Below are 19,744 nucleotides of genomic sequence, written 5' to 3' on the forward strand. Positions count from 1 at the left end.
TTTCTCTTATTGTTATTGATCGACTGGTTGAAGGACTTCAGTTGCAGTGGATTTGCGACGGGGAAAGGGACGACGGGCGCTCAACAGCACATGGGTGACCATGCCGAAAATCAGCCCCCAGAACGCTGCGGACAAACCGAACAACGACATGCCCGAAGCCGTGACCAGGAATGTCACCAGCGCGGCTTCACGATCGCTCGGTACCGCCATCGCACCCGTTAACGCGCCGGCAATGGCTGCGAACAGGGCCAGCCCGGCCAGCGCCGCGATCAACTCTTTGGGGAACGCTGAAAACAGCGAGACCAGCGTGGCGCCGAAGATCCCCAACAGCAGGTAGCACAGGCCGCCGACGACCCCGGCCACATAGCGCTTGCGAGGATCCTCGTGGGCTTCGCGACCGGTGCAGATCGCCGCGGTGATCGCCGCCAGATTCAGTCCATGGCAACCGAACGGCGCCAGCAGTGCCGTGCCCAGCGCGCTGCTGGTGATGATCGGGCTCGCCGGCGTCGGATATCCACTGGCGCGCAGCACCGCCATGCCGGGCACGAACTGACCGGTCAGCGCCACCATCACCAGCGGCAAGGCGATGTTCAGGATCGCGCCCAGGCTGAATTCAGGCGTGATCCACACCGGCGTGGCCAGGCCGATCACCAGCGCTTCACGATGCAAATCACCGGTGAACGCGGCAATCGAACAGCCCACCAGCAGCACCATCATCACTGCATAACGCGGCATCACACGCTTGCAGATCAGGTACGTGGCAAACATCGCCAGGACCAGCAGCGGCTTGTGTTGCATCGACACGAACAGCCCGGTGCCGAAACTGAACAGGATCCCCGCCAGCATCGCCGCCGCGATGGCGGCGGGCAGCTTGCTGATGATCCGGTCGAAAGCCCCCGAGATGCCGACCACGAAAATGATCAGGCTGCTGACCAGATAAGCCCCCACCGCCTCTGCCATGGAAATGTCCGGCAACAGTGTCACCAGCAACGCCGAACCCGGCGCCGACCAGGCGATGATCACCGGAACGCGGTAGCGCAGGCTCAAACCGATGCCGAGCACGGCGCTGCCGATGGAGATCGCCCAGATCCAGGATGACAACACTTCCCGCGAAAGATGTGCCGCTTCTGCCGCCTGAAAGATGATCACCAACGGGCCAGCGTAGGAAATCACCGTGGCAATGAATCCAGCCACGGCGGCTGACAACGAGAAGTCCTGGAAAAACGCTTTCATGATTCAGGCACCGGTCGCTGACAACGCTGGGTTGACGCCAGCAGCGCTACGTCGGCTGCTGATGGCGAACACGGTCATGGCCAGGGCCGCCACCGCACCGGGCAAGGCAAACGCCATGAAGTTCAGCTGCAGGGGCAGGCTGATCCCGAGCAAGGCGCCACCCAGCAGCGGACCGACGATGGCCCCGTTGCGCCCGATGCCCGAGGCCCAGCCCAGGCCGGTCGAACGAATCGTCATGGAATAGAACTGCGCGGCGCAGGCGTACAAGAGAATCTGCGAGCCAATGGTAGTGGCACCGGCAATGGCGATCAGCAGGTACAACACCGGCATCGGGCTGTTGAAGCCCAACAGGGTGATCGACACCGCCGCCATGGCGAAAAACACCGACAGCACCCGCGGCAGATTGAGCTTGTCCCCCAGCACCCCGCCCCCGACCGCGCCGAAGATCGCCCCGAAGTTCAACACCAGCAGGAACGACAGGCTCGAACCCAGGCTGTAACCGGCGTTGGCCATCAGTTTCGGCAGCCAGGAACTCAGCGCATACACCATCAACAGGCAGCAGAAAAACGCCAGCCACAGCATCAGCGTGCGCAGCGCACGGCCGTCACGGAACAGCTGCAACACCGGGGTGCCCGTGCCTTTCACTTCGGCCATGTGCAATTGGTCAGAGGTTTGTGCGACGTAGGCCGGGTCGATGCGCTGCAGAATGTTGCGTGCGTCTTCATTGCGCCCCTGACGCAACATGAAGCCCACCGATTCGGGCAGGAAGTACATGATCAGCGGCAACAACAGCAGCGGCAGGACCGCCACGTAAAACACCGACTGCCAGCCGAAACGCGGGATCAGCACAATGCCCAGCCCGGCGGACAGCATGCCGCCCACCGAGTAACCGCTGAACATGATCGCAACCAGCGTGCTGCGGATTTTTTTCGGCGCGTACTCGTTCATCAGCGCCACGACGTTAGGCATCACGCCGCCAATGCCGAGCCCGGCAATGAAGCGACACAGGCCGAACTCGGTGGGGTTACGGGCGAAACCATTGAGCACGGTGAAGCCGCTGAAGAGCATCACGCAGATGGTGATGGCTTTCTTGCGGCCGATCCTGTCCGACAGCGGACCGAAGAACAGCGCGCCGAACATCATGCCGAACAGTGCATAACTGCCCAGTGCACCGGCTTGCAGAGGACTGAGCCCCCACTCTTTCATCAGCATCGGCAAGACCACGCCGTAGATCACCAGATCGTAACCGTCGAAGATGATGATCAGGGCACACCAGAACAGCACCATCCAGTGAAAGCGGTTGAAGCGAGCGTTGTCGATAACCTCATGTACGTCGATCTTGCGCATGGCATTTATCTCTTGTTGTTGTTTTTTTAGAGCGGCGGTAACACGGCTTACGTCCGTACAGCCGAGGGTAGAGCCGTCCGATACGTGGCAATAGCCAGTGAGCGCAGACCACTATCCGTTTTGTGCAGGGCCCTGGAACGGGCATGGGAACGGAAGGCTATGAGCCTCTTCGACAAATTGTCTTCTTTGCGATCACATTTGAACGCTAAGCTTGGGCCTATGGATGACTCAGATTATTTACGCCTGCTGACCATCGCGGCCGAGCAAGCCAACGCGTTTCTGTCCAATGCCCGCAAATGGGAGCGTGAGCGTTGGGTCTGCCAGCGCCTGCTGCAAGGCTTGAACATTCCCTATCGCGCCGATGAGTTCGCCCCCGCCGGGGAGCCGCCGGATGTGTTGTTTCGCGATGCCAGTTTCGAGGTGTTCTTCGTGCTCGACGAGGGCCGGCGCCTCAACGATGAATGGCGCGACGAGCTGCAACGCCGACGCAGCGCGTTCTCCCTGAGCCAACTGGTGCGCCGCGAGGCCAAGCCACGACGCATCCCCGCCAACGAGTTCTTGCTGCGATTGGCGCCGACCTTGCGCAAAAAAGCGCACAACTACAAAGAGCGCGGCATGGATCTGGGTGAGTTGGACATCATTGCCTTCGCCAGCCTCAAACGCGAAGTGCTGGACCTCAACAGCCATTTCCCGCCACCAACCGAATACCTGCGCCAGGGCTGGCGTTCGCTATCATTGGTTGGGCCGACTTTTGCCCGCGTGCTGTTCGCTCACCCGGATGCTCCGGACTTCTTGCGCAGCAACCTGGGGCGCAGCATTGTGTTCGACGTCGGGATCAGCCTGTGAGCCCGCTGCAGGAGCTGATCGCCGAGGTGCCGCAACAAGGTCGGGTACGCTGGATCGGCGTGCGCCCGCAATCACGTTCGGCGATGCTTGAACTCGATGCCGTGGAAGCGCGCCTGGAAGCCGGCCTGACCGGCGACCACGCCCGCCCGGGCGTGCGCAATGCACGGCAGGTAACGCTGATTCAGTGGGAGCACCTGGCGGTCATCAGTTCACTGATGGGGCGCGCACTCGATCATCCGGTCCGGCCTGAAGATCTGCGGCGCAACCTCGTTATCAGTGGCATCAATCTGTTCAGCCTCAAGGGCCGCCGCTTCCGGATCGGCCAGGCAACGTTCGAAACCACCGGCTGGTGCCAGCCCTGCGCGCGCCTGGAAAGCAACCTGGGCATCGGCACCTTTCAGGCCGTGCGCGGACATGGCGGAATCACTGCCCGGGTGTTACAAAGTGGCATCATTCGCCTGGACGACACCGTAAGCGTCGAACCCATTCCAGACAGCGGCTATGCTGCGTTCAACCCTGGGTAAAAACACTGTAGCTTCTACACATTCAGCAACGTCTACCCCTGACGAGGCCCGATATGACCAGCCGCCTGAACCCCGACGACCAAAAGCATGTCGAAGAGTACCTGCAGTTGTCCCAGCACCAAGTCGAGCGCCGGCCCTTCCGGCCGTGGATGCTCCTTGTACTGGTATTGGCAGTGACCATTGGTCTGGGCCTGTTGAGCCGACTTATCAGTTACCTGACGCTATGAGCTGCCTTGCGCTCGCGAAGGTACTGACACCGATTTCCTTTAGCCTTGCGAGTTATCCCCATGTCCCATCGTATTGTCATTGTCGGCGGCGGCGCCGGCGGTCTGGAGTTGGCTACCCGCCTGGGTAAGACTCTGGGCAAGCGCGGCACAGCCAGCGTGATGCTGGTCGACGCGAACCTGACCCACATCTGGAAACCCTTGTTGCACGAAGTGGCGGCCGGTTCCCTGAACTCCTCCGAAGATGAACTCAACTATGTTGCCCAGGCCAAATGGAACCACTTCGAGTTCCAACTGGGGCGCATGAGCGGGCTTGATCGTGCGCAGAAAAAAATCCAGCTGGCCGCCACCTATGACGAAGCCGGTGTGGAATTGGTACCCGCGCGTGAAGTGCCTTACGACTCGCTGGTGATTTCCGTCGGCAGCACCACCAATGATTTCGGCACTCAGGGCGCGGCGCAGCATTGCCTGTTCCTCGACACCCGCAAACAGGCCGAGCGCTTCCACCAGCAACTGCTCAATCACTATCTGCGCGCTCACGCCGGCCAGACCGACGCGATCGAACAAATCAGCGTGGCCATCGTCGGCGCCGGTGCCACCGGGGTCGAACTGGCCGCCGAACTGCACAACGCAGCCCACGAATTGGCAGCCTATGGCCTGGACCGGATCAAACCGGAAAACATGCACATCACCCTGATCGAAGCCGGTCCACGGGTGCTGCCGGCACTGCCGGAGCGGATTGGCGGGCCTGTGCATAAAACCCTGGAGAAACTCGGGGTCAACGTCATGACCAATGCCGCTGTCAGCGAAGTGACGGCCGACAGCCTGATCACCGCCGACGGCAACGAAATCAAGGCCAGCCTGAAAGTCTGGGCCGCCGGGATTCGCGCACCGGGTTTCCTCAAGGACATCGATGGCCTGGAAACCAACCGCATCAACCAGCTGCAAGTGCTGCCGACCCTGCAAACCACCCGTGACGAGAACATCTTCGCCTTCGGTGACTGCGCCGCCTGTCCGCAACCGGGCAGCGACCGCAATGTGCCACCACGCGCCCAAGCCGCTCACCAACAGGCTTCGTTGCTGGCCAAATCGCTGAAACTGCGCATCGAAGGCAAGGCACTGCCGGAGTACAAGTACACCGACTACGGCTCGCTGATTTCGCTGTCGCGCTTTTCGGCTGTGGGTAACTTGATGGGCAACCTCACAGGCAGCGTGATGCTCGAAGGCTGGCTGGCGCGGATGTTCTACGTGTCGCTGTACCGCATGCACCAGATGGCGCTGTACGGGCCGTTCCGCACGGCGATGCTGATGCTGGGCAGCAAGATCGGACGTGGGACTGAGCCACGGCTGAAACTGCACTAACACCTCAACCACTGTGGGAGCGAGCTTGCTCGCTCCCACATTGGCTTTGCGGCGTTCCTGAGTTTCCTGTGGACAAAAAAAATCCCCGTATCTTTCGATACGAGGATTTTTAATATGGTCGGGGTAAGGGGATTCGAACTCCTGACATCCTGCTCCCAAAGCAGGCGCGCTACCGGACTGCGCTATACCCCGGTAAAAAAAAGGCACCCTTGAAGGCGCCTTCCTCGATCAGCGCTTTTGGCCTCTGATCTTAAGATTCGATTCCAGCGCTAACTGGTTTCAAAAATGGTGGGTCGTGTGGGATTCGAACCTACGACCAATTGGTTAAAAGCCAACTGCTCTACCAACTGAGCTAACGACCCAAAAATGGTCGGGGTAAGGGGATTCGAACTCCTGACATCCTGCTCCCAAAGCAGGCGCGCTACCGGACTGCGCTATACCCCGGTTTGAAATTGGCTCCGTGACCAGGACTCGAACCTGGGACCCAATGATTAACAGTCATTTGCTCTACCGACTGAGCTATCACGGAACTACACATTTCAATTTACAACTTTGAAGCTTTTACTGCGTTCTCTTCGACCCGTTCGCATCGCTGCGTTCGTGTGTCTGAGGCGCGCTATTCTACAATCTTCAGCACCTCTGTCAACCCCCTAAATTGCTTTCAAGTTAATGATTTGCAACTTATTTTGGATTCCTGCTTGGGGAGCGGAAACCCTGGCGGGTGACTTACTGCGGGGCGCACTTTACAAGCCTTTTCCTTTGAGTTCAACAGCCTAACGAAAAAAAGGCCTCGTTATGCGAGGCCTTTTCGATTTTGCTGCCGTTATGGATCAGACGAAGACGATTTCGTCGTTCTCCACCACACCGTGAGCGGTATCGCCCGGCATGAATCGACCGGACAGTATCAACTGCGCCAGCGGGTTCTCGATCCAGCGCTGGATGGCGCGCTTGAGCGGCCGTGCGCCGTACACCGGGTCGTAGCCGACCGCGATCAGCTTGTCCATGGCTTCCGGGCTGAGCTCAAGCTTCAGCTCGCGCTCGGTCAGGCGGCTGCGCAGGCGACCCAGCTGGATCTCGGTAATGCCGGCGATCTGATCCCGCGCCAACGGCTCGAAGATCACCACTTCGTCGACCCGGTTGATGAACTCCGGCCGGAAGTGGCTGGAAATCGCATCCATCACCGCCGCGCGCTGCGCCTCACGGTCACCGACCAGCTCCTGGATCTGTACCGACCCCAGGTTGGAGGTCATGACAATCACGGTGTTCTTGAAATCCACCGTGCGGCCATGGCTGTCGGTCAGACGACCATCCTCGAGCACTTGCAACAAGATGTTGAACACATCCGGGTGCGCCTTCTCGACTTCGTCCATGAGGATTACCGAATACGGTTTGCGACGTACGGCCTCGGTCAGGTAACCGCCCTCTTCGTAGCCCACGTAGCCTGGTGGCGCACCGATCAAGCGAGCCACGGAATGTTTCTCCATGAACTCGGACATGTCGATCCGCACCATCGCCTCTTCGGTGTCAAAGAGGAATTCGGCCAATGCCTTGCACAGCTCGGTTTTACCGACACCGGTCGGGCCGAGGAACATGAACGAGCCGCTTGGGCGATTAGGGTCGGACAACCCGGCACGGGAACGCCGTACCGCGTTGGAAACCGCCACCACCGCTTCGTCCTGACCGATCACACGCTGGTGCAACAGGCTTTCCATCTTCATAAGCTTGTCGCGCTCGCCTTCGAGCATCTTCGACACCGGAATACCGGTCCACTTCGATACGACTTCGGCGATCTCTTCTTCAGTCACCTTGCTGCGCAGCAACTGGTTTTCGGGCTTGCCATGCTGGTCGACCATTTGCAGGCTACGCTCCAGATCCGGGATCACCCCGTACTGCAACTCGGCCATGCGGTTCAGGTCGCCTTTGCGGCGAGCGGTTTCCAATTCCTGACGGGACTGCTCGATTTTCTGCTGGATCTGCGCAGAACCCTGGACTTCGGCTTTTTCCGAGTTCCAGATTTCTTCGAGATCCGAGTACTCACGCTCATGACGAGCGATTTCTTCCTGCAGTTTCTCCAGACGCTTCTTCGCCGCGTCGTCGCTTTCTTTCTTCAGCGCCTGGGACTCCACCTTCAGCTGAATCAGGCGACGCTCCAGACGGTCCAGCACTTCCGGCTTGGAGTCGATCTCCATGCGGATGCGACTGGCGGCCTCATCGATCAGGTCGATGGCCTTGTCCGGCAACTGCCGGTCAGTGATGTAGCGATGGCTGAGCTTGGCTGCGGCAATGATCGCGCCGTCGGTAATCGCCACCTTGTGGTGCACCTCATAACGCTCCTTGAGGCCACGCAGGATAGCGATGGTGTCTTCCTCACTCGGCTCGTCCACCAGTACTTTCTGGAAACGTCGCTCGAGAGCGGCGTCCTTCTCTATATATTGGCGGTACTCGTTGAGCGTGGTCGCACCGACACAGTGCAGCTCACCGCGGGCCAGGGCCGGCTTAAGCATGTTGCCCGCATCCATCGAGCCTTCGCCCTTACCGGCGCCGACCATGGTGTGCAGTTCGTCGATGAACAGGATGATCTGCCCTTCCTGCTTCGACAGTTCATTGAGCAGGGATTTCAGGCGTTCTTCGAACTCACCGCGATACTTGGCACCGGCGATCAGCGCCCCCATGTCCAGGGACAACAGGCGCTTGCCCTTCAAACCATCCGGCACTTCGCCGTTGATGATGCGCTGGGCCAGGCCTTCGGCGATCGCGGTTTTACCCACGCCAGGCTCACCGATCAGCACCGGGTTGTTCTTGGTGCGACGTTGCAGCACCTGGATGGTCCGACGGATTTCATCGTCACGGCCGATCACCGGATCAAGCTTGCCGTCTTCGGCTCGCTTGGTCAGGTCGACGGTGTATTTGTCCAGGGCCTGTCGCGCTTCTTCGTGGTTCGGGTCGTTGACGGCCTCGCCACCACGCAGGTTGTTGATCGCGTTCTCCAGGGCTTTCTTGCTCACGCCCTGACCGAGCAACAGCTTGCCGAGCTTGCTGTTCTCGTCCATGGCGGCGAGCAGCACCAGCTCACTGGAGATGAACTGGTCGCCCTTCTGCTGGGCCAGGCGGTCGGCCTGGTTGAGCAGGCGCGCCAGATCCTGCGACATGTTCACGTCGCCGGTCGGGTTCTGGATTTTTGGGAGCTGGTCGAGCTCTTTGGTCAGCTCTTTACGCAGGCTGTTGACGTCAAAGCCCACCTGCATCAACAGAGGCTTGATCGAGCCGCCCTGCTGTTCGAGCAAGGCCTGCATCAAGTGCGCCGGCTCGATGGCCGGATGATCAAGGCCGACAGCCAGGGATTGGGCATCGGACAACGCTAACTGCAATTTGCTGGTTAAACGGTCTATACGCATGGGTCACCTTCCTTTTGAGCAGGCCGGACCTATAAAACATCCTGAATGAAGAAACCTGCCAGATACCGTTATAGATGCGGTCGATTCTGGGAGTTTCAAGCATCAAGACATTGATGCAGATCAGAGAAGCTTAGCGGGCGAGCCAGATCAGGGAGGCAAAGCGACCGGTGCGAGGGGCACGGCGGTAGGAAAAGAAACGTGGGTCGGTCACGGTGCAGAAACCTCCACCGTAGACAGCGGTGACGCCACGAGCGGCCAGGCGCAGACGCGCCAGCCTATAGATGTCGGCCATGAACTTGCCGGGGTTTTGACTCGGCACGAAGGCTTCAGCCGCTTGCGGCAACTGCTGCACGAAGGTTTCGCGCACTTCCGGGCCGACTTCAAAGGCTTGCGGGCCGATGGCCGGGCCGAGCCAGACCAATACTTCGGCCGGTGGCACCGCCAGACTGTCGAGGGTGGCTTCCAGCACGCCCGCCGCCAACCCGCGCCAACCGGCATGGGCTGCAGCAACGCGGGTGCCGGCACGGTCGCAAAACAGCGCAGGCAGGCAATCGGCGGTCATCGCAGCACAGGCGACGCCCGGCGTTGATGTCCAGCTGGCATCAGCCGTATCCACCCGGTCAGGATCGGCATGGGCCACGACGATGCCGTGAACCTGCTGCAACCAGGCCGGTTGAATGGAGAAATGATCGGTAAGACGACGACGATTCTCGGCAACAGCTTCAGGGCTGTCGTCGACGTGATCGCCGAGGTTGAGGCTGTCGAACGGCGCCACACTGACGCCGCCCGCACGGGTGGTGACGCAGGCTTTGACCCCGGCCGGCGCGGGCCAGTCAGGAATCAGCCAGTCACTCATCCGATGAACGCCTCGCGGTCTTGCTTGAGCAGGGTCAGCAACCAGACGAAATCTTCCGGCAACGGCGATTCCCAGCTCATGCGCTGACCGGTGGTCGGATGATCCAGTTCCAGGAAACGCGCATGCAGCGCCTGACGCGGGAAATTTTTCAGCGACTCGACCATGGTCGGGTTGGCGGCCGGCGGGATACGGAAACGACCGCCGTAGGCAGGATCTCCGACCAACGGGTAGTTGATGTGCGCCATGTGCACGCGAATCTGGTGCGTACGACCGGTTTCCAGCTTCACCCGCACGTGAGTGTGGGAGCGGAAGCGCTCGAGCACGCGGTAATGGCTGACGGCTTGCTTGCCACCTTCCATCACGGCCATGCGCTGGCGTTGCTGGCCGTGGCGTCCGATCGGCGCATTGATCTTGCCACCGGCTGTCACCACTCCGATCACGATGCACTCGTAGATCCGGCTGACGCTGCGGCTCTGCAACTGTGTAACCAGCTGCGTCTGCGCTTGAATGGTCTTGGCCACCACCATCAGACCGGTGGTGTCCTTGTCCAGGCGATGCACGATACCGGCGCGGGGCACATTGATGATGTCCGGCACGTGGTGCAGCAAGGCGTTGAGCAAGGTGCCGTCGGCATGACCGGCAGCCGGGTGCACCACCAGGCCCGCAGGCTTGTTGATCACCAGGATGTCGTCGTCTTCATAGACGATATCCAGGGCTATGTCTTGAGCGACCCATTCGCCCTGAGCTTCCTGCTCGGCAGTCAGCTCAAGGATGGCGCCGCCGTGGACGATGTCTCGCGGGCGGATAACCGCCCCATCCACAGTCAGGCGGCCGTCTTTGATCCAGGCGGAAAGGCGCGAGCGCGAGTGCTCAGCGAATAATTGTGCGGCGACTTGATCGAGGCGTTGGCCGCCCAATTCGGACGGCACCTCTGCGCGAAGTTCAATTTTATCGGACATGCTCAGACTAGGCGTCGGCACAGCCTTTGGTTTCGGCTGCGCGCTTGTGGTTAAATACGGCGTCTTTTGCCCCGAGGCTATTCAACGGGGCGCTCATCATAACAGGACGGCCACGCCCAAGACAGCGGCCGTCATAGGGACGCAAGCCGCCATGCAAGTGAAACACCTGCTGCTGATCGCCATCCTCGCATTGACCGCTGCTTGCTCATCGAAGGAAGTCGTAGACGAAAACCTCAGTGAAGTCGAGCTGTACCAACAGGCTCAAGCCGACCTGGACAATAGCAGCTACACCAGCGCCATCGCCAAGCTGAAGGCTCTGGAATCGCGTTATCCGTTCGGTCGCTATGCCGATCAGGCGCAACTCGAACTCATCTACGCCAACTACAAGAACACCGAGCCAGAAGCGGCCAAGTCCGCTGCCGAACGCTTCATTCGCCTGCACCCACAGCATCCGAACGTCGATTATGCCTACTACCTCAAGGGCCTGACTTCTTTCGACCAGGACGTCGGCCTGCTGGCGCGTTTCCTGCCGCTGGACATGACCAAGCGTGACCCGGGCGCCGCCCGCGACTCCTATAACGAGTTCGCCCAGCTGACCAGCCGCTTCCCGAACAGCCGCTACGCGCCAGACGCCAAGCAGCGCATGATCTATCTGCGCAACCTGCTGGCAGCCTACGAAATTCACGTGGCCGACTACTACCTGACCCGTCAGGCTTATGTCGCCGCCGCGAACCGCGGTCGTTACGTGGTGGAAAACTTCCAGGAAACCCCTTCGGTCGGCGACGGCCTGGCGGTGATGACCGAGGCCTACCAGCGCATGCACCTGGACGAACTGGCTGCCACCAGCCTGGAAACCCTGAAGCTCAACTACCCGAACCACCCGACACTGGTAGACGGTCAGTTCGTACCGACCGTGGCCGAAGCCGACAACCGTTCGTGGCTGAGCAAGGCGACCCTGGGCCTGATCGAATCCCGTCCGCCGCTGCCGCCGGGTGAAACCCGCGCCAACCAGGACGTACAGAAGCAATTCCAGGAAGCCAAGGACGCCATCCCGAGCGAGCTCAAGCCTAAAGATGCCGAAGGCGATGTGATCGAAGAAGAAAATCACGAAGCGCAAGGCAACAACGACGACCGTTCGTGGTTCAGCTACATGACCCTCGGTGTGTTCGACTGACACCCCAGGTTGTGCAAAAAGGGAGACTTTCGAGTCTCCCTTTTTTATTTCAAGCACTTTATTACACTGTGCGCCTGCCAGGTCCTTGGCTAAACTGCCGCTTCATCAATCAAAAAGCAGCTCACCATGCTTCGTTTATTGTTCTGGATTGCCCTGATTGCCGCTGCAGTATGGTTCTGGCGCAAGTTCAAGGGGCAGGCCTCCACCCCCAAGCCCCCTGCCGAGCGGGAAGCGGCGCCCATGGTCCGTTGTGCCCATTGCGGCGTTCACCTGCCCCGTGACCGCGCACTGAGCCTCGACCAGCAATGGTATTGCAGCCAGGCTCATCTCGAGCAAGGCAAGGGCTCCAGTGGTCACTGACACTTGAGCAGAAATGGCAACCGTTCAAGGACTATCGCGCGTACCCAAGGAACTGAAAGGTGTTGATCGACGTCTGACGCAGATTATTCAAGACCTCTCTGTGCGAATGAACCGGGTAATCGAAAACGTCCTGCACCTACAGCGCCGCGTGCAAATCCCTCCGCTACGGCTCGACCTGAAATCACTGGAAATACTCGAAAATGAAGCCCCAGCCCGCCATACCAAGGGCCTGGGGCTTAATCTGTCCGGCCAGCCGGGCGAAAGCATTTTGTCCCGCCTAGACTTCAAGGTACGCCAGGAAAGCGGCTGCTTTTGCAGGACCTATGCACACGGACGAACGCCACATTGAACACCAGACCACGACAAAAAGTCCTGATCGTCGATGACGAACCGGACATTCGAGAACTCCTGGAAATCACCTTGGGCAGGATGAATCTGGAGACGTTCAACGCCCGCAACGTTGGCGAAGCGCAATCCCTGCTCAAACGCGAAACCTTCGATCTATGCCTGACCGACATGCAATTGCCGGACGGCACCGGCCTGGAGTTGGTGCAACACATCCAGCAACGCCACCCTCAGGTCCAGGTGGCGATGATCACCGCCTATGACAGCCTCGAAAACGCGATCAATGTGCTCAAGGCCGGGGCCTTCGACTTCCTGACCAAACCGGTGGACCTTGCGCGCCTGCGTGAACTGGTCACCAACGCCCTGCTGGTTCCTGCCCACGGAGTCGGCATCGAACGACGCTTGCTGGGCGATTCATTGCCCATGCGCAACCTGCGCAAGCACATCACCAAACTGGCCAGCAGCCATGCGACGGTCTACATCAGCGGAGAGTCCGGCAGCGGCAAGGAGTTGGTCGCGCGCCTGATCCACGATCAAAGCCCCCGCGCCCATCAGCCGTTCATTGCGATCAACTGCGCGGCGATTCCCTCGGAGCTGTTGGAGAGCGAGTTTTTCGGCCATCGCAAAGGCAGTTTCAGCGGTGCCATCGAAGACAAACCCGGCCTGTTCCAGACAGCCCACAGTGGCACCCTGCTCCTTGACGAAGTGGCCGACCTGCCGCTGGCCATGCAAGTCAAACTGCTGCGCGCAATTCAGGAGAAATCCGTACGCAGCGTCGGCGGGCAGCAGGAAGTGGCTGTGGATGTGCGCATTCTCTGCGCCACGCACAAAGACCTTGGTGCCGAAGTCGCCGCCGGACGTTTTCGTCATGATCTTTACTACCGCTTGAACGTAATCGAACTCCGGGTGCCGCCCTTGCGTGAACGTCGCGACGATATCGAAATGCTAGCTAGCCACATTCTCAAGCGTCTGGCTGCCGATACCGCTCAACCTGCGGCGAGACTCCACCCCCAGGCCCTCGATGCACTGAAAAGCTATCGCTTCCCGGGCAATGTGCGGGAACTGGAAAACATGCTCGAACGGGCACACACCTTGTGTGAGAACAAACAGATTGAAGCCGGTGACCTGCGCTTGGCTGAAGGCAACTGTGGGGCTGAAGTTGGCGTGCCAGACCTGACCCGGATCGACAACCTGGAAGCCTACCTGGAAAACGTCGAACGCCAACTGCTGCTCCAGGCCCTGGAGGAAACCCGCTGGAACCGCACGGCGGCGGCCCAGCGGTTGAACCTGTCATTCAGGTCGATGCGCTACAGGCTCAAGAAGTTGGGATTGGATTGAGGCTTTAAAAAGATCGCAGCCTTCGGCAGCTCCTACATGAGAGCGTGCCTACTGTAGGAGCTGCCGCAGGCTGCGATCTTGTCAAAGTCTTCCGGCAGGCGCATAAGGCGCCGGATCGATAATCGGTGCCCGGCCCAGCATCACATCGGCAAACAGCTGGCATGATGCCGGCGCCAGCACCAGCCCGTTACGGTAATGCCCGCAGTTGAGCCAGAGCCCGTCAAACCCCGGCACCGGGCCGATGTAAGGAATGCCCTCGGGTGATCCCGGACGCAATCCGGCCCAATGCCCCACCACTTCGGCATTGGCCAGTGCCGGGATCAATTCCACCGCGGACGCCTTCAGGCTTTCCAGTGCCGACCCGGTCGGCGTCTTGTCATAGCCCTCATGCTCCAACGTACTGCCGATCAGTATGTGCCCGTCGCGCCGGGGAATCGCATAACGGCCCTTGGCCAGGACCATGCTCGGCAGGAAATCCGCCGCACACTTGTAGAGAATCATCTGCCCTTTCACCGGCTCGACCGGCAGCGTCAGATCAAGCAGCTTGAGCAAATCACCGCTCCAGGCCCCCGCCGTCAGGACAACTTGATCGCCCGGGACAGTACCTGTGGAGGTCTGCACGCCGACCACTTTGTTGCCGTCACGAACAAACCCGCTGACTTCGCACTGCTCATGGATCGTCACGTTCGGCAGTGCCAGCAATGCGGCCTTGAGTGACTTCACCAGACGCGGGTTGCGCACGTTGGCGACGTCGGCCATGTAGATCGCCCGGGCAAAACCACTGCCCAGCACCGGCACGGCGTCGTGTGCGGCCGATATATCCACCGCGCTGAGCGGGCGATTTTCCCGGGCGGCCCATGCCAGGGCTTCAGCCTCGTCATCCAGATCCAGCCAGTACAGACCGGTGGTGTGCACTTCAGGATCAACCCCAGTGGCGGCAAACAAGCGCTCGCCCAGCTGTGGATAAAAGTCCTGGGACCAGTGAGCCAATGCGGTGACCGCCGGGCTGTAGCGCCACGGGTAAAGCGGCGAAACGATGCCGCCACCGGCCCAGGACGATTCCTGGCCGACGCTCGAGCGATCCAGCAGCACAACGCTTTGCACTTCGGAGGCGAGATTGAACGCCGTCAGCAAACCAATCACCCCGCCGCCGACAATCACCACTTGCTGTTGCCTGGTCATGTTCTGATCCAATCGTTAAATAGACAGAGGGTACAAAAGGCACCCGAAAAAAACTCAGCGCCCCCAGCAGTCTTTGCTGGTCAGGCCGGATTCCGCGTTGACCATACCGAGCACACCGGTGTTGGTGATGGTCAGATCACCGCACTTGTCAGTGGCCATGCTCGAATCAGCCTTGCGCACCGCCGTCAGCAGAAAGGTCTGGTCGGTCAGGGTCGGTGTGATGCTGTAGTAATCATTGCCGGCACTGAGGCCCGTCGCATCGGTGTAGGCATTTTTCTGCGAGTAGAAGCGCTCCAGGAGTTGCGCCTGCTCCGAGAGCAGACCGGCTGCTTCTGCGCGACGGCCCTTGTTCATGTATTCGGTGAGACTCGGGGCAGCAATGGTCATGACAATACCGATGATCGCAATCACGATCATGATTTCGATCAGGGTAAAACCGCGGTTGGAACTACGCATGCATCAACTCTCACTCACTGTATTTGTCGCCACATGATGCGACGGCTGCCGCCGGATTTTTCCATCCCCGCAGTACCGTCGCCAGTGGAATCGTTCACGACCCCGCCGCTGTCGCTGGCGTCCCGGGTCGAATGTTCTCCGATAAAGATCACGCCATCGGATAGTGTGTCGCTGTTGTCGACCACTCCATCGGCGTTGCTGTCGAGCATCTTAACGCTGATCGCAGCGGGCAGCTTCAGGCAGACGGCCTTCAACCCCTGATTGCTGTGATAAAAACCGTACCAGTTGCCATTGGCCAGACAGGTTGGCCGGTTCAGCGCTGGCGAATCCACTGATGTGGCAGCGTGCGCCGACATCGACAGGTCAAGCGCGACGACAACAAATAGTTGCGACCATAACCTGGCAGGTCGCTCAGTACTTCGCATAGATGCTCTCCACCACACTGCGCGAGTGCCCCGCGATGCCGACTGCCGTTACCCGATACAAGGTTGCCGGGGTATTGATTGGCACATTCACCGCATTTTGGCTGATACCGATGTTTTGCACGCCATAAAAACCCTTGTCCGATGCAATCCAGGTCACGCCGGAAGAGGCGTTGAAACCGGCAGCGGTAATTGTCGAAGACTCGGACGGTGGTGCACATTGCACGATGCCGCTGCAAACAGGCAGCGCATAACTGTCCCGCTGCACCGTACCCTCGCCGACCCGCAATGCGGCTTCGGCACTCTGGAACGACTGGTTGCGCAAGGCGACGCTAGCGGCCATTTTTTCCTGCAGGGTGGCGCTCTGCATCGATGAAAGACCAATCAACGTCAGCAAGAGCAAGAACACCAGGCTGACCAACAGGGCCATGCCGCGTTGGGCGAAATACGTCTTGGGAGCACGATTCATTGGCACTCCTTCATGGCAAGCGGTTGCGCAGGGCGGCAACCACGTTGAAGGTTTGATCGGCCACCCGGTGGTTCGGATCGAAGAGAGTCAGGCTCAGGCGAACACTACGAATCAGCGCGGCGTCCGGCGGGTTGCTGCTGTAACGCGAAGCTGCCAGATCAGTGGCCGTGCTGGCCAGGCCGAAGCTCACGTCAAAAGCGCTGACGTTATCCACCAGCACCTGTGGTGCTGCAGCCCCGCTCTTCATCAGCAGTTGGTCGTTGCTGTAGCTATAAGTCAGCCGCCGGATCGGAAATGCCAGCTGCCCTGCCACTGGCTTCCGACCTTCACTGTAGGCCGTCGAATGGGTTCGACAATCGGAAAGTACGGTCCAGTCCGGCTTGTCACCATTAACGCCGACATCCGCCGTAACCAGCGTCAACTTACGGCCGCCGCTGTCCCAACGGATCGGTGCTAGCTGACTGGCATGGAAATCACCTTTCTGACTTGAATCGGTGATCGTTTCCAGACAACCGAACATCCCGACCATGCGGACTTCCTGAATCATTTTGCTCAACACAAAACGTGCGTCCTCCTGCATGTTCGCGGCCGCGTTCTGGCTGAGATAAGTGTTCTTGGCTGCGATGAAAACCTGCACCACGCCCAGCACCACGATCAGGCTCAATGCCAGGGCGATCAGCAACTCGACCAGGCTAAAACCCCTGCTGCGCCGACTCACGGGATCACCGTCGGATCAATGTCCGCGCGACTGCTCAGGACGAAATTGCGCCGCGAGTCGGCAGCCTTCGCAGCCCGCGAGTCGTCCCAGGTAATCGTGATGGTGTACACCTTCTGGCTGACAGTGACACTGCCCGTCGCGGAGGCACCGAGTGAACTGACGATGTTGGTGTTGAAGTCAAACAGGTCCTGATCCCGGGTAACGTCGGGGTTGCCCGAAGTCGGCGGCGCAATGGTGTAATCCGCTGCGGCATTGGCGCGAATGCGGTCCATCAGGTCGTAGGCGATAAAACTGGCCTGACTGGTCATGCGCGCGCTGTCCGTGTACTTCAGCGCATTGAGCTGAAACGCCGCCGCCCCCAGCAAGCCCACTCCCAGAATGACTAACGCCACCTGGACTTCGACCAGCGTCATACCCTCCTGCGCTCTTTGCCTCCCGGCCCTCATCCGCAACTTCCACCCATTAGAATTCGTCCGTTCAAACACACCGTCAGCGTCCTGCTTTGTGTGCCCCGCCCATAGCTGATCACCACCTCTGAGGACGGTGATGACAATCCGCCCATACTGTTGAAATCGATGGCAGTGATGCCAGAGGTTAGCGCCAGAGTTGCGCCGCCGCTCATCGCCGGAACAACCCGCAATACATTGGCCAAAGCGCCAGTACCGTCGTAAATCGTCAGCTCCCCGCTCCAGACATCCCCGCCGGCCGTCGGGCGCACCCGTGTGGTATTGCCCCGATCGATGGCTTCTAACCGGGCAAAATTCAAGGCTCGTCGCAGGTCAGCGATTTCAGTATCAGCCCTGGTTGTTTGCGTCGAGCGGGTAAACGCCGGCACAGCCAGAGTCAGCAGAATCAGAAGGATCGCGATCGCGACCAGCAACTCGATCAGCGTGAAACCTTTTGTAGGATGATCCATCGGGGCCTTCTGTTTCCTTCGGCTATACCTGCTCTTGCGCGGCACCACATTCGAGCGATGCGGTGCGTTTGCGTTGCCATTTCTCGCGCAGGGATTGCGCGAGCCACAGCACGCCACGGAGGGAGATGTCATGCGGCAACAAGGCTTCAGCCTGATCGAACTGCTCATGGGACTGGCAATTACAGGAATTGTTCTGCATTTGGTCAGTCCGGCGTTCGCAACGCTGATCGAATCGAACCAAAGACAGCAAGCGGCACAGGCTCTGTCCAGCGGTATTCGTACCGCCCGGAGCGAAGCCATCACCCGCAACCAGGCCGTGGTGATTCACGGCATCAATGGCGACTGGGGCCAAGGCTGGCGGATCATTCTGGATATCAGCGGCAAAGGGGAAATGGACAGCGACAATCCACTACTGACCGAACGCCAGAGCGGCCCACGCGTGTCGATTGTGGGGAACAGTACGGTCGAAAGCTCCATACGGTTCAGAGGTCAGGGCGAGTCACTGTTAGGAGGGACTTTACACATTTGCGCCGTTCGCGAACCGGTGAGCCAACATCAAGTGGTGCTGGCTCGGACCGGTCGCGTCAGCCTGCGCAGCGACAAGGCTGAGCATCCGTTATGCGAAAAAAGGAGAACATTCAGGTCAACGAGCGAACGCGCAGTTCTTTAGGCATCGAGAACGTGATGTTTTCCTCGCGACCGGCCAGTTCATCGGCACCGGTTGCACCCCAGGCCTGCAACTGCTGGATCACGCCGCGCACCAGGACTTCCGGGGCAGATGCACCGGCGGTGATACCGATACGCTCAACGCCGTCGAACCAGCTCTTTTGCAGGTCTTCAGCACCGTCGATCAGGTAGGCAGGAGTGGACATGCGTTCTGCCAATTCGCGCAAGCGATTGGAGTTGGAGCTGTTCGGGCTGCCGACCACCAGCACCACGTCGCACTCGTCCGCCAGTTGCTTGACCGCATCCTGACGGTTTTGCGTGGCGTAGCAAATGTCGTCCTTGCGCGGTCCACCGATGGCCGGAAAGCGCGAACGCAGGGCGTCGATAACACGACTGGTATCGTCCATCGACAGCGTGGTCTGGGTCACGAAGGCGAGCTTTTCAGGGTTGTTCACCTGCAACGCCGCGACATCCTTCTCGTCTTCGACCAGGTAGATCGCGCCGCCATTGCCGCCATCGTACTGGCCCATGGTGCCTTCGACTTCCGGGTGACCGGCGTGGCCGATCAGAATGCACTCTCGGCCGTCACGGCTGTAGCGCGCCACTTCGATGTGGACTTTGGTCACCAGCGGGCACGTGGCGTCGAACACTTTCAGCCCACGACCAGCCGCTTCGCTGCGCACGGCCTGGGAAACGCCGTGGGCACTGAAGATCACGATGACGTCGTCCGGCACCTGATCCAGTTCTTCAACGAAGATCGCTCCACGGGAGCGCAGGTCTTCGACGACAAATTTGTTGTGGACCACTTCGTGGCGTACATAGATCGGCGGCCCGAAGACTTCCAGGGCGCGGTTGACGATTTCGATCGCACGGTCCACACCGGCGCAGAAGCCACGGGGGTTGGCGAGTTTGATTTGCATGCTGTGCCTCGTGTCTTGCGCGCAAGAAATAG

21 protein-coding genes, 4 tRNA genes and 1 pseudogene are annotated in these 19,744 nt (G+C 59.8%); 9 read left to right on the plus strand and 17 right to left on the minus strand.

Annotated features, from left to right (window positions below; genetic code table 11):
• Positions 1-12 precede the first annotated feature (12 nt).
• Both ACMDB8_RS23715 and ACMDB8_RS23720 read right to left on the minus strand, forming a co-directional pair.
• Positions 13-1,233, minus strand: a complete 1,221-nt coding sequence (locus ACMDB8_RS23715) for a benzoate/H(+) symporter BenE family transporter (RefSeq protein ID WP_223541986.1) — start codon at positions 1,231-1,233, stop codon at positions 13-15.
• Positions 1,234-1,236: 3 nt separating this feature from the next.
• Positions 1,237-2,580: an aromatic acid/H+ symport family MFS transporter gene (locus ACMDB8_RS23720; protein WP_056728666.1), complete on the minus strand. Its 1,344-nt coding sequence runs from the start codon at positions 2,578-2,580 to the stop codon at positions 1,237-1,239.
• A 219-nt stretch (positions 2,581-2,799) separates the two neighbouring features.
• Here ACMDB8_RS23720 and ACMDB8_RS23725 point away from each other — a divergent pair, with 219 nt between their 5' ends.
• From ACMDB8_RS23725 to ACMDB8_RS23740, 4 genes are read left to right on the plus strand one after another with little or no spacing between them, the layout of a single operon-like run.
• Complete coding sequence (locus ACMDB8_RS23725) at positions 2,800-3,426, plus strand: DUF1780 domain-containing protein (protein WP_007970534.1); 627 nt, start codon at positions 2,800-2,802, stop codon at positions 3,424-3,426.
• Complete coding sequence (locus tag ACMDB8_RS23730; protein ID WP_056728668.1) at positions 3,423-3,950, plus strand: MOSC domain-containing protein; 528 nt, start codon at positions 3,423-3,425, stop codon at positions 3,948-3,950. The genes ACMDB8_RS23725 and ACMDB8_RS23730 overlap by 4 nt, the downstream gene beginning before the upstream one ends.
• Before the next feature lie 53 nt (positions 3,951-4,003).
• Entirely contained in the window at positions 4,004-4,177 is a 174-nt protein-coding gene (locus ACMDB8_RS23735; protein WP_007970531.1) for a DUF3094 domain-containing protein, read from the plus strand.
• Between the two features lie 60 nt (positions 4,178-4,237).
• Positions 4,238-5,536: an NAD(P)/FAD-dependent oxidoreductase gene (locus ACMDB8_RS23740; RefSeq protein WP_056728670.1), complete on the plus strand. Its 1,299-nt coding sequence runs from the start codon at positions 4,238-4,240 to the stop codon at positions 5,534-5,536.
• Positions 5,537-5,651: 115 nt separating this feature from the next.
• Here ACMDB8_RS23740 and ACMDB8_RS23745 read toward each other — a convergent pair.
• The 7 genes from ACMDB8_RS23745 to rluD form a co-directional block, all read right to left on the minus strand.
• Positions 5,652-5,728, minus strand: a tRNA-Pro gene (locus ACMDB8_RS23745).
• A gap of 94 nt (positions 5,729-5,822) precedes the next feature.
• Positions 5,823-5,898, minus strand: a tRNA-Lys gene (locus ACMDB8_RS23750).
• 5 nt (positions 5,899-5,903) lie between these two features.
• Positions 5,904-5,980, minus strand: a tRNA-Pro gene (locus ACMDB8_RS23755).
• 9 nt (positions 5,981-5,989) lie between these two features.
• Positions 5,990-6,065 (minus strand) — tRNA-Asn (locus tag ACMDB8_RS23760).
• 301 nt (positions 6,066-6,366) lie between these two features.
• On the minus strand, positions 6,367-8,931 hold the full coding sequence (gene clpB, locus ACMDB8_RS23765; RefSeq protein ID WP_223541988.1) for an ATP-dependent chaperone ClpB: 2,565 nt from the start codon (positions 8,929-8,931) through the stop codon (positions 6,367-6,369).
• A gap of 130 nt (positions 8,932-9,061) precedes the next feature.
• On the minus strand, positions 9,062-9,787 hold the full coding sequence (pgeF, locus tag ACMDB8_RS23770) for a peptidoglycan editing factor PgeF (RefSeq protein WP_056728673.1): 726 nt from the start codon (positions 9,785-9,787) through the stop codon (positions 9,062-9,064).
• On the minus strand, positions 9,784-10,746 hold the full coding sequence (gene rluD / locus ACMDB8_RS23775) for a 23S rRNA pseudouridine(1911/1915/1917) synthase RluD (RefSeq protein ID WP_008052092.1): 963 nt from the start codon (positions 10,744-10,746) through the stop codon (positions 9,784-9,786). The genes pgeF and rluD overlap by 4 nt, the downstream gene beginning before the upstream one ends.
• A 151-nt stretch (positions 10,747-10,897) precedes the next feature.
• Between rluD and ACMDB8_RS23780 the strand changes: the two genes are divergently transcribed.
• The 4 genes and pseudogenes from ACMDB8_RS23780 to ACMDB8_RS23795 all read left to right on the plus strand — a co-directional run bounded on the left by ACMDB8_RS23780 (position 10,898) and on the right by ACMDB8_RS23795 (position 13,963).
• Positions 10,898-11,920 carry an outer membrane protein assembly factor BamD gene (locus ACMDB8_RS23780; RefSeq protein ID WP_056728675.1) on the plus strand — a complete coding sequence of 341 codons (1,023 nt, stop codon included), beginning with the start codon at positions 10,898-10,900 and terminating at the stop codon, positions 11,918-11,920.
• Positions 11,921-12,046: 126 nt separating this feature from the next.
• Positions 12,047-12,280: a PP0621 family protein gene (locus ACMDB8_RS23785; protein ID WP_056728677.1), complete on the plus strand. Its 234-nt coding sequence runs from the start codon at positions 12,047-12,049 to the stop codon at positions 12,278-12,280.
• 46 nt (positions 12,281-12,326) lie between these two features.
• Positions 12,327-12,629: pseudogene (locus tag ACMDB8_RS23790) on the plus strand (hypothetical protein); the annotation flags it as partial.
• Positions 12,626-13,963, plus strand: coding sequence for a sigma-54-dependent transcriptional regulator (locus ACMDB8_RS23795; protein ID WP_056728679.1), 1,338 nt, complete (start codon positions 12,626-12,628; stop codon positions 13,961-13,963). The pseudogene ACMDB8_RS23790 and the gene ACMDB8_RS23795, both read left to right, overlap by 4 nt.
• Before the next feature lie 81 nt (positions 13,964-14,044).
• Here ACMDB8_RS23795 and thiO read toward each other — a convergent pair whose 3' ends face one another.
• Genes thiO through ACMDB8_RS23830 form a run of 7 tightly spaced genes read right to left on the minus strand, consistent with a single transcriptional unit; the run spans position 14,045 to position 18,126 of the window.
• Entirely contained in the window at positions 14,045-15,145 is a 1,101-nt protein-coding gene (gene thiO / locus ACMDB8_RS23800; protein ID WP_056728681.1) for a glycine oxidase ThiO, read from the minus strand.
• Between the two features lie 54 nt (positions 15,146-15,199).
• Complete coding sequence (locus tag ACMDB8_RS23805; RefSeq protein ID WP_056728683.1) at positions 15,200-15,601, minus strand: type IV pilin protein; 402 nt, start codon at positions 15,599-15,601, stop codon at positions 15,200-15,202.
• A gap of 14 nt (positions 15,602-15,615) precedes the next feature.
• Positions 15,616-16,026, minus strand: coding sequence for a hypothetical protein (locus ACMDB8_RS23810; RefSeq protein ID WP_056728685.1), 411 nt, complete (start codon positions 16,024-16,026; stop codon positions 15,616-15,618).
• Positions 16,013-16,492, minus strand: coding sequence for a pilus assembly PilX family protein (locus ACMDB8_RS23815; protein WP_056728687.1), 480 nt, complete (start codon positions 16,490-16,492; stop codon positions 16,013-16,015). Before ACMDB8_RS23815 ends, ACMDB8_RS23810 begins: the two co-directional genes overlap by 14 nt.
• A gap of 10 nt (positions 16,493-16,502) precedes the next feature.
• Positions 16,503-17,210: a PilW family protein gene (locus tag ACMDB8_RS23820; RefSeq protein ID WP_409078807.1), complete on the minus strand. Its 708-nt coding sequence runs from the start codon at positions 17,208-17,210 to the stop codon at positions 16,503-16,505.
• Entirely contained in the window at positions 17,207-17,656 is a 450-nt protein-coding gene (gene pilV, locus ACMDB8_RS23825) for a type IV pilus modification protein PilV (RefSeq protein ID WP_409078808.1), read from the minus strand. Before pilV ends, ACMDB8_RS23820 begins: the two co-directional genes overlap by 4 nt.
• On the minus strand, positions 17,653-18,126 hold the full coding sequence (locus tag ACMDB8_RS23830) for a GspH/FimT family pseudopilin (protein ID WP_056728693.1): 474 nt from the start codon (positions 18,124-18,126) through the stop codon (positions 17,653-17,655). The genes pilV and ACMDB8_RS23830 overlap by 4 nt, the downstream gene beginning before the upstream one ends.
• Before the next feature lie 130 nt (positions 18,127-18,256).
• Here ACMDB8_RS23830 and ACMDB8_RS23835 point away from each other — a divergent pair, with 130 nt between their 5' ends.
• Positions 18,257-18,796 carry a GspH/FimT family pseudopilin gene (locus ACMDB8_RS23835; RefSeq protein ID WP_056728695.1) on the plus strand — a complete coding sequence of 180 codons (540 nt, stop codon included), beginning with the start codon at positions 18,257-18,259 and terminating at the stop codon, positions 18,794-18,796.
• On the opposite strand, the gene ispH is transcribed toward ACMDB8_RS23835, so the two are convergent.
• Positions 18,765-19,712 (minus strand): 4-hydroxy-3-methylbut-2-enyl diphosphate reductase, encoded by a 948-nt coding sequence (gene ispH / locus ACMDB8_RS23840; protein WP_056728697.1) that lies wholly within the window; start codon positions 19,710-19,712, stop codon positions 18,765-18,767. The genes ACMDB8_RS23835 and ispH overlap by 32 nt on opposite strands.
• Positions 19,713-19,744: the final 32 nt, after the last annotated feature.

Origin of the sequence: Pseudomonas monachiensis (assembly GCF_047345015.1) — a bacterium.
Taxonomy (GTDB): Bacteria; Pseudomonadota; Gammaproteobacteria; order Pseudomonadales; family Pseudomonadaceae; genus Aquipseudomonas; species Aquipseudomonas monachiensis.

Excerpts from the sequence above, each read along its gene's own strand:
- ACMDB8_RS23810 (WP_056728685.1), bottom strand. The coding sequence starts at position 16,026 with ATGCGAAGTACTGAGCGACCTGCCAGGTTATGGTCGCAACTATTTGTT.
- ACMDB8_RS23785 (WP_056728677.1), top strand. The coding sequence starts at position 12,047 with ATGCTTCGTTTATTGTTCTGGATTGCCCTGATTGCCGCTGCAGTATGG.
- ACMDB8_RS23835 (WP_056728695.1), top strand. The coding sequence starts at position 18,257 with ATGCGGCAACAAGGCTTCAGCCTGATCGAACTGCTCATGGGACTGGCA.
- ACMDB8_RS23805 (WP_056728683.1), bottom strand. The coding sequence starts at position 15,601 with ATGCGTAGTTCCAACCGCGGTTTTACCCTGATCGAAATCATGATCGTG.
- thiO (WP_056728681.1), bottom strand. The coding sequence starts at position 15,145 with ATGACCAGGCAACAGCAAGTGGTGATTGTCGGCGGCGGGGTGATTGGT.
- ACMDB8_RS23715 (WP_223541986.1), bottom strand. The coding sequence starts at position 1,233 with ATGAAAGCGTTTTTCCAGGACTTCTCGTTGTCAGCCGCCGTGGCTGGA.
- pgeF (WP_056728673.1), bottom strand. The coding sequence starts at position 9,787 with ATGAGTGACTGGCTGATTCCTGACTGGCCCGCGCCGGCCGGGGTCAAA.
- ACMDB8_RS23720 (WP_056728666.1), bottom strand. The coding sequence starts at position 2,580 with ATGCGCAAGATCGACGTACATGAGGTTATCGACAACGCTCGCTTCAAC.
- ACMDB8_RS23815 (WP_056728687.1), bottom strand. The coding sequence starts at position 16,492 with ATGAATCGTGCTCCCAAGACGTATTTCGCCCAACGCGGCATGGCCCTG.
- rluD (WP_008052092.1), bottom strand. The coding sequence starts at position 10,746 with ATGTCCGATAAAATTGAACTTCGCGCAGAGGTGCCGTCCGAATTGGGC.
- ACMDB8_RS23740 (WP_056728670.1), top strand. The coding sequence starts at position 4,238 with ATGTCCCATCGTATTGTCATTGTCGGCGGCGGCGCCGGCGGTCTGGAG.
- ACMDB8_RS23830 (WP_056728693.1), bottom strand. The coding sequence starts at position 18,126 with ATGGATCATCCTACAAAAGGTTTCACGCTGATCGAGTTGCTGGTCGCG.
- ispH (WP_056728697.1), bottom strand. The coding sequence starts at position 19,712 with ATGCAAATCAAACTCGCCAACCCCCGTGGCTTCTGCGCCGGTGTGGAC.
- ACMDB8_RS23735 (WP_007970531.1), top strand. The coding sequence starts at position 4,004 with ATGACCAGCCGCCTGAACCCCGACGACCAAAAGCATGTCGAAGAGTAC.
- pilV (WP_409078808.1), bottom strand. The coding sequence starts at position 17,656 with ATGAGGGCCGGGAGGCAAAGAGCGCAGGAGGGTATGACGCTGGTCGAA.
- clpB (WP_223541988.1), bottom strand. The coding sequence starts at position 8,931 with ATGCGTATAGACCGTTTAACCAGCAAATTGCAGTTAGCGTTGTCCGAT.
- ACMDB8_RS23725 (WP_007970534.1), top strand. The coding sequence starts at position 2,800 with ATGGATGACTCAGATTATTTACGCCTGCTGACCATCGCGGCCGAGCAA.
- ACMDB8_RS23780 (WP_056728675.1), top strand. The coding sequence starts at position 10,898 with ATGCAAGTGAAACACCTGCTGCTGATCGCCATCCTCGCATTGACCGCT.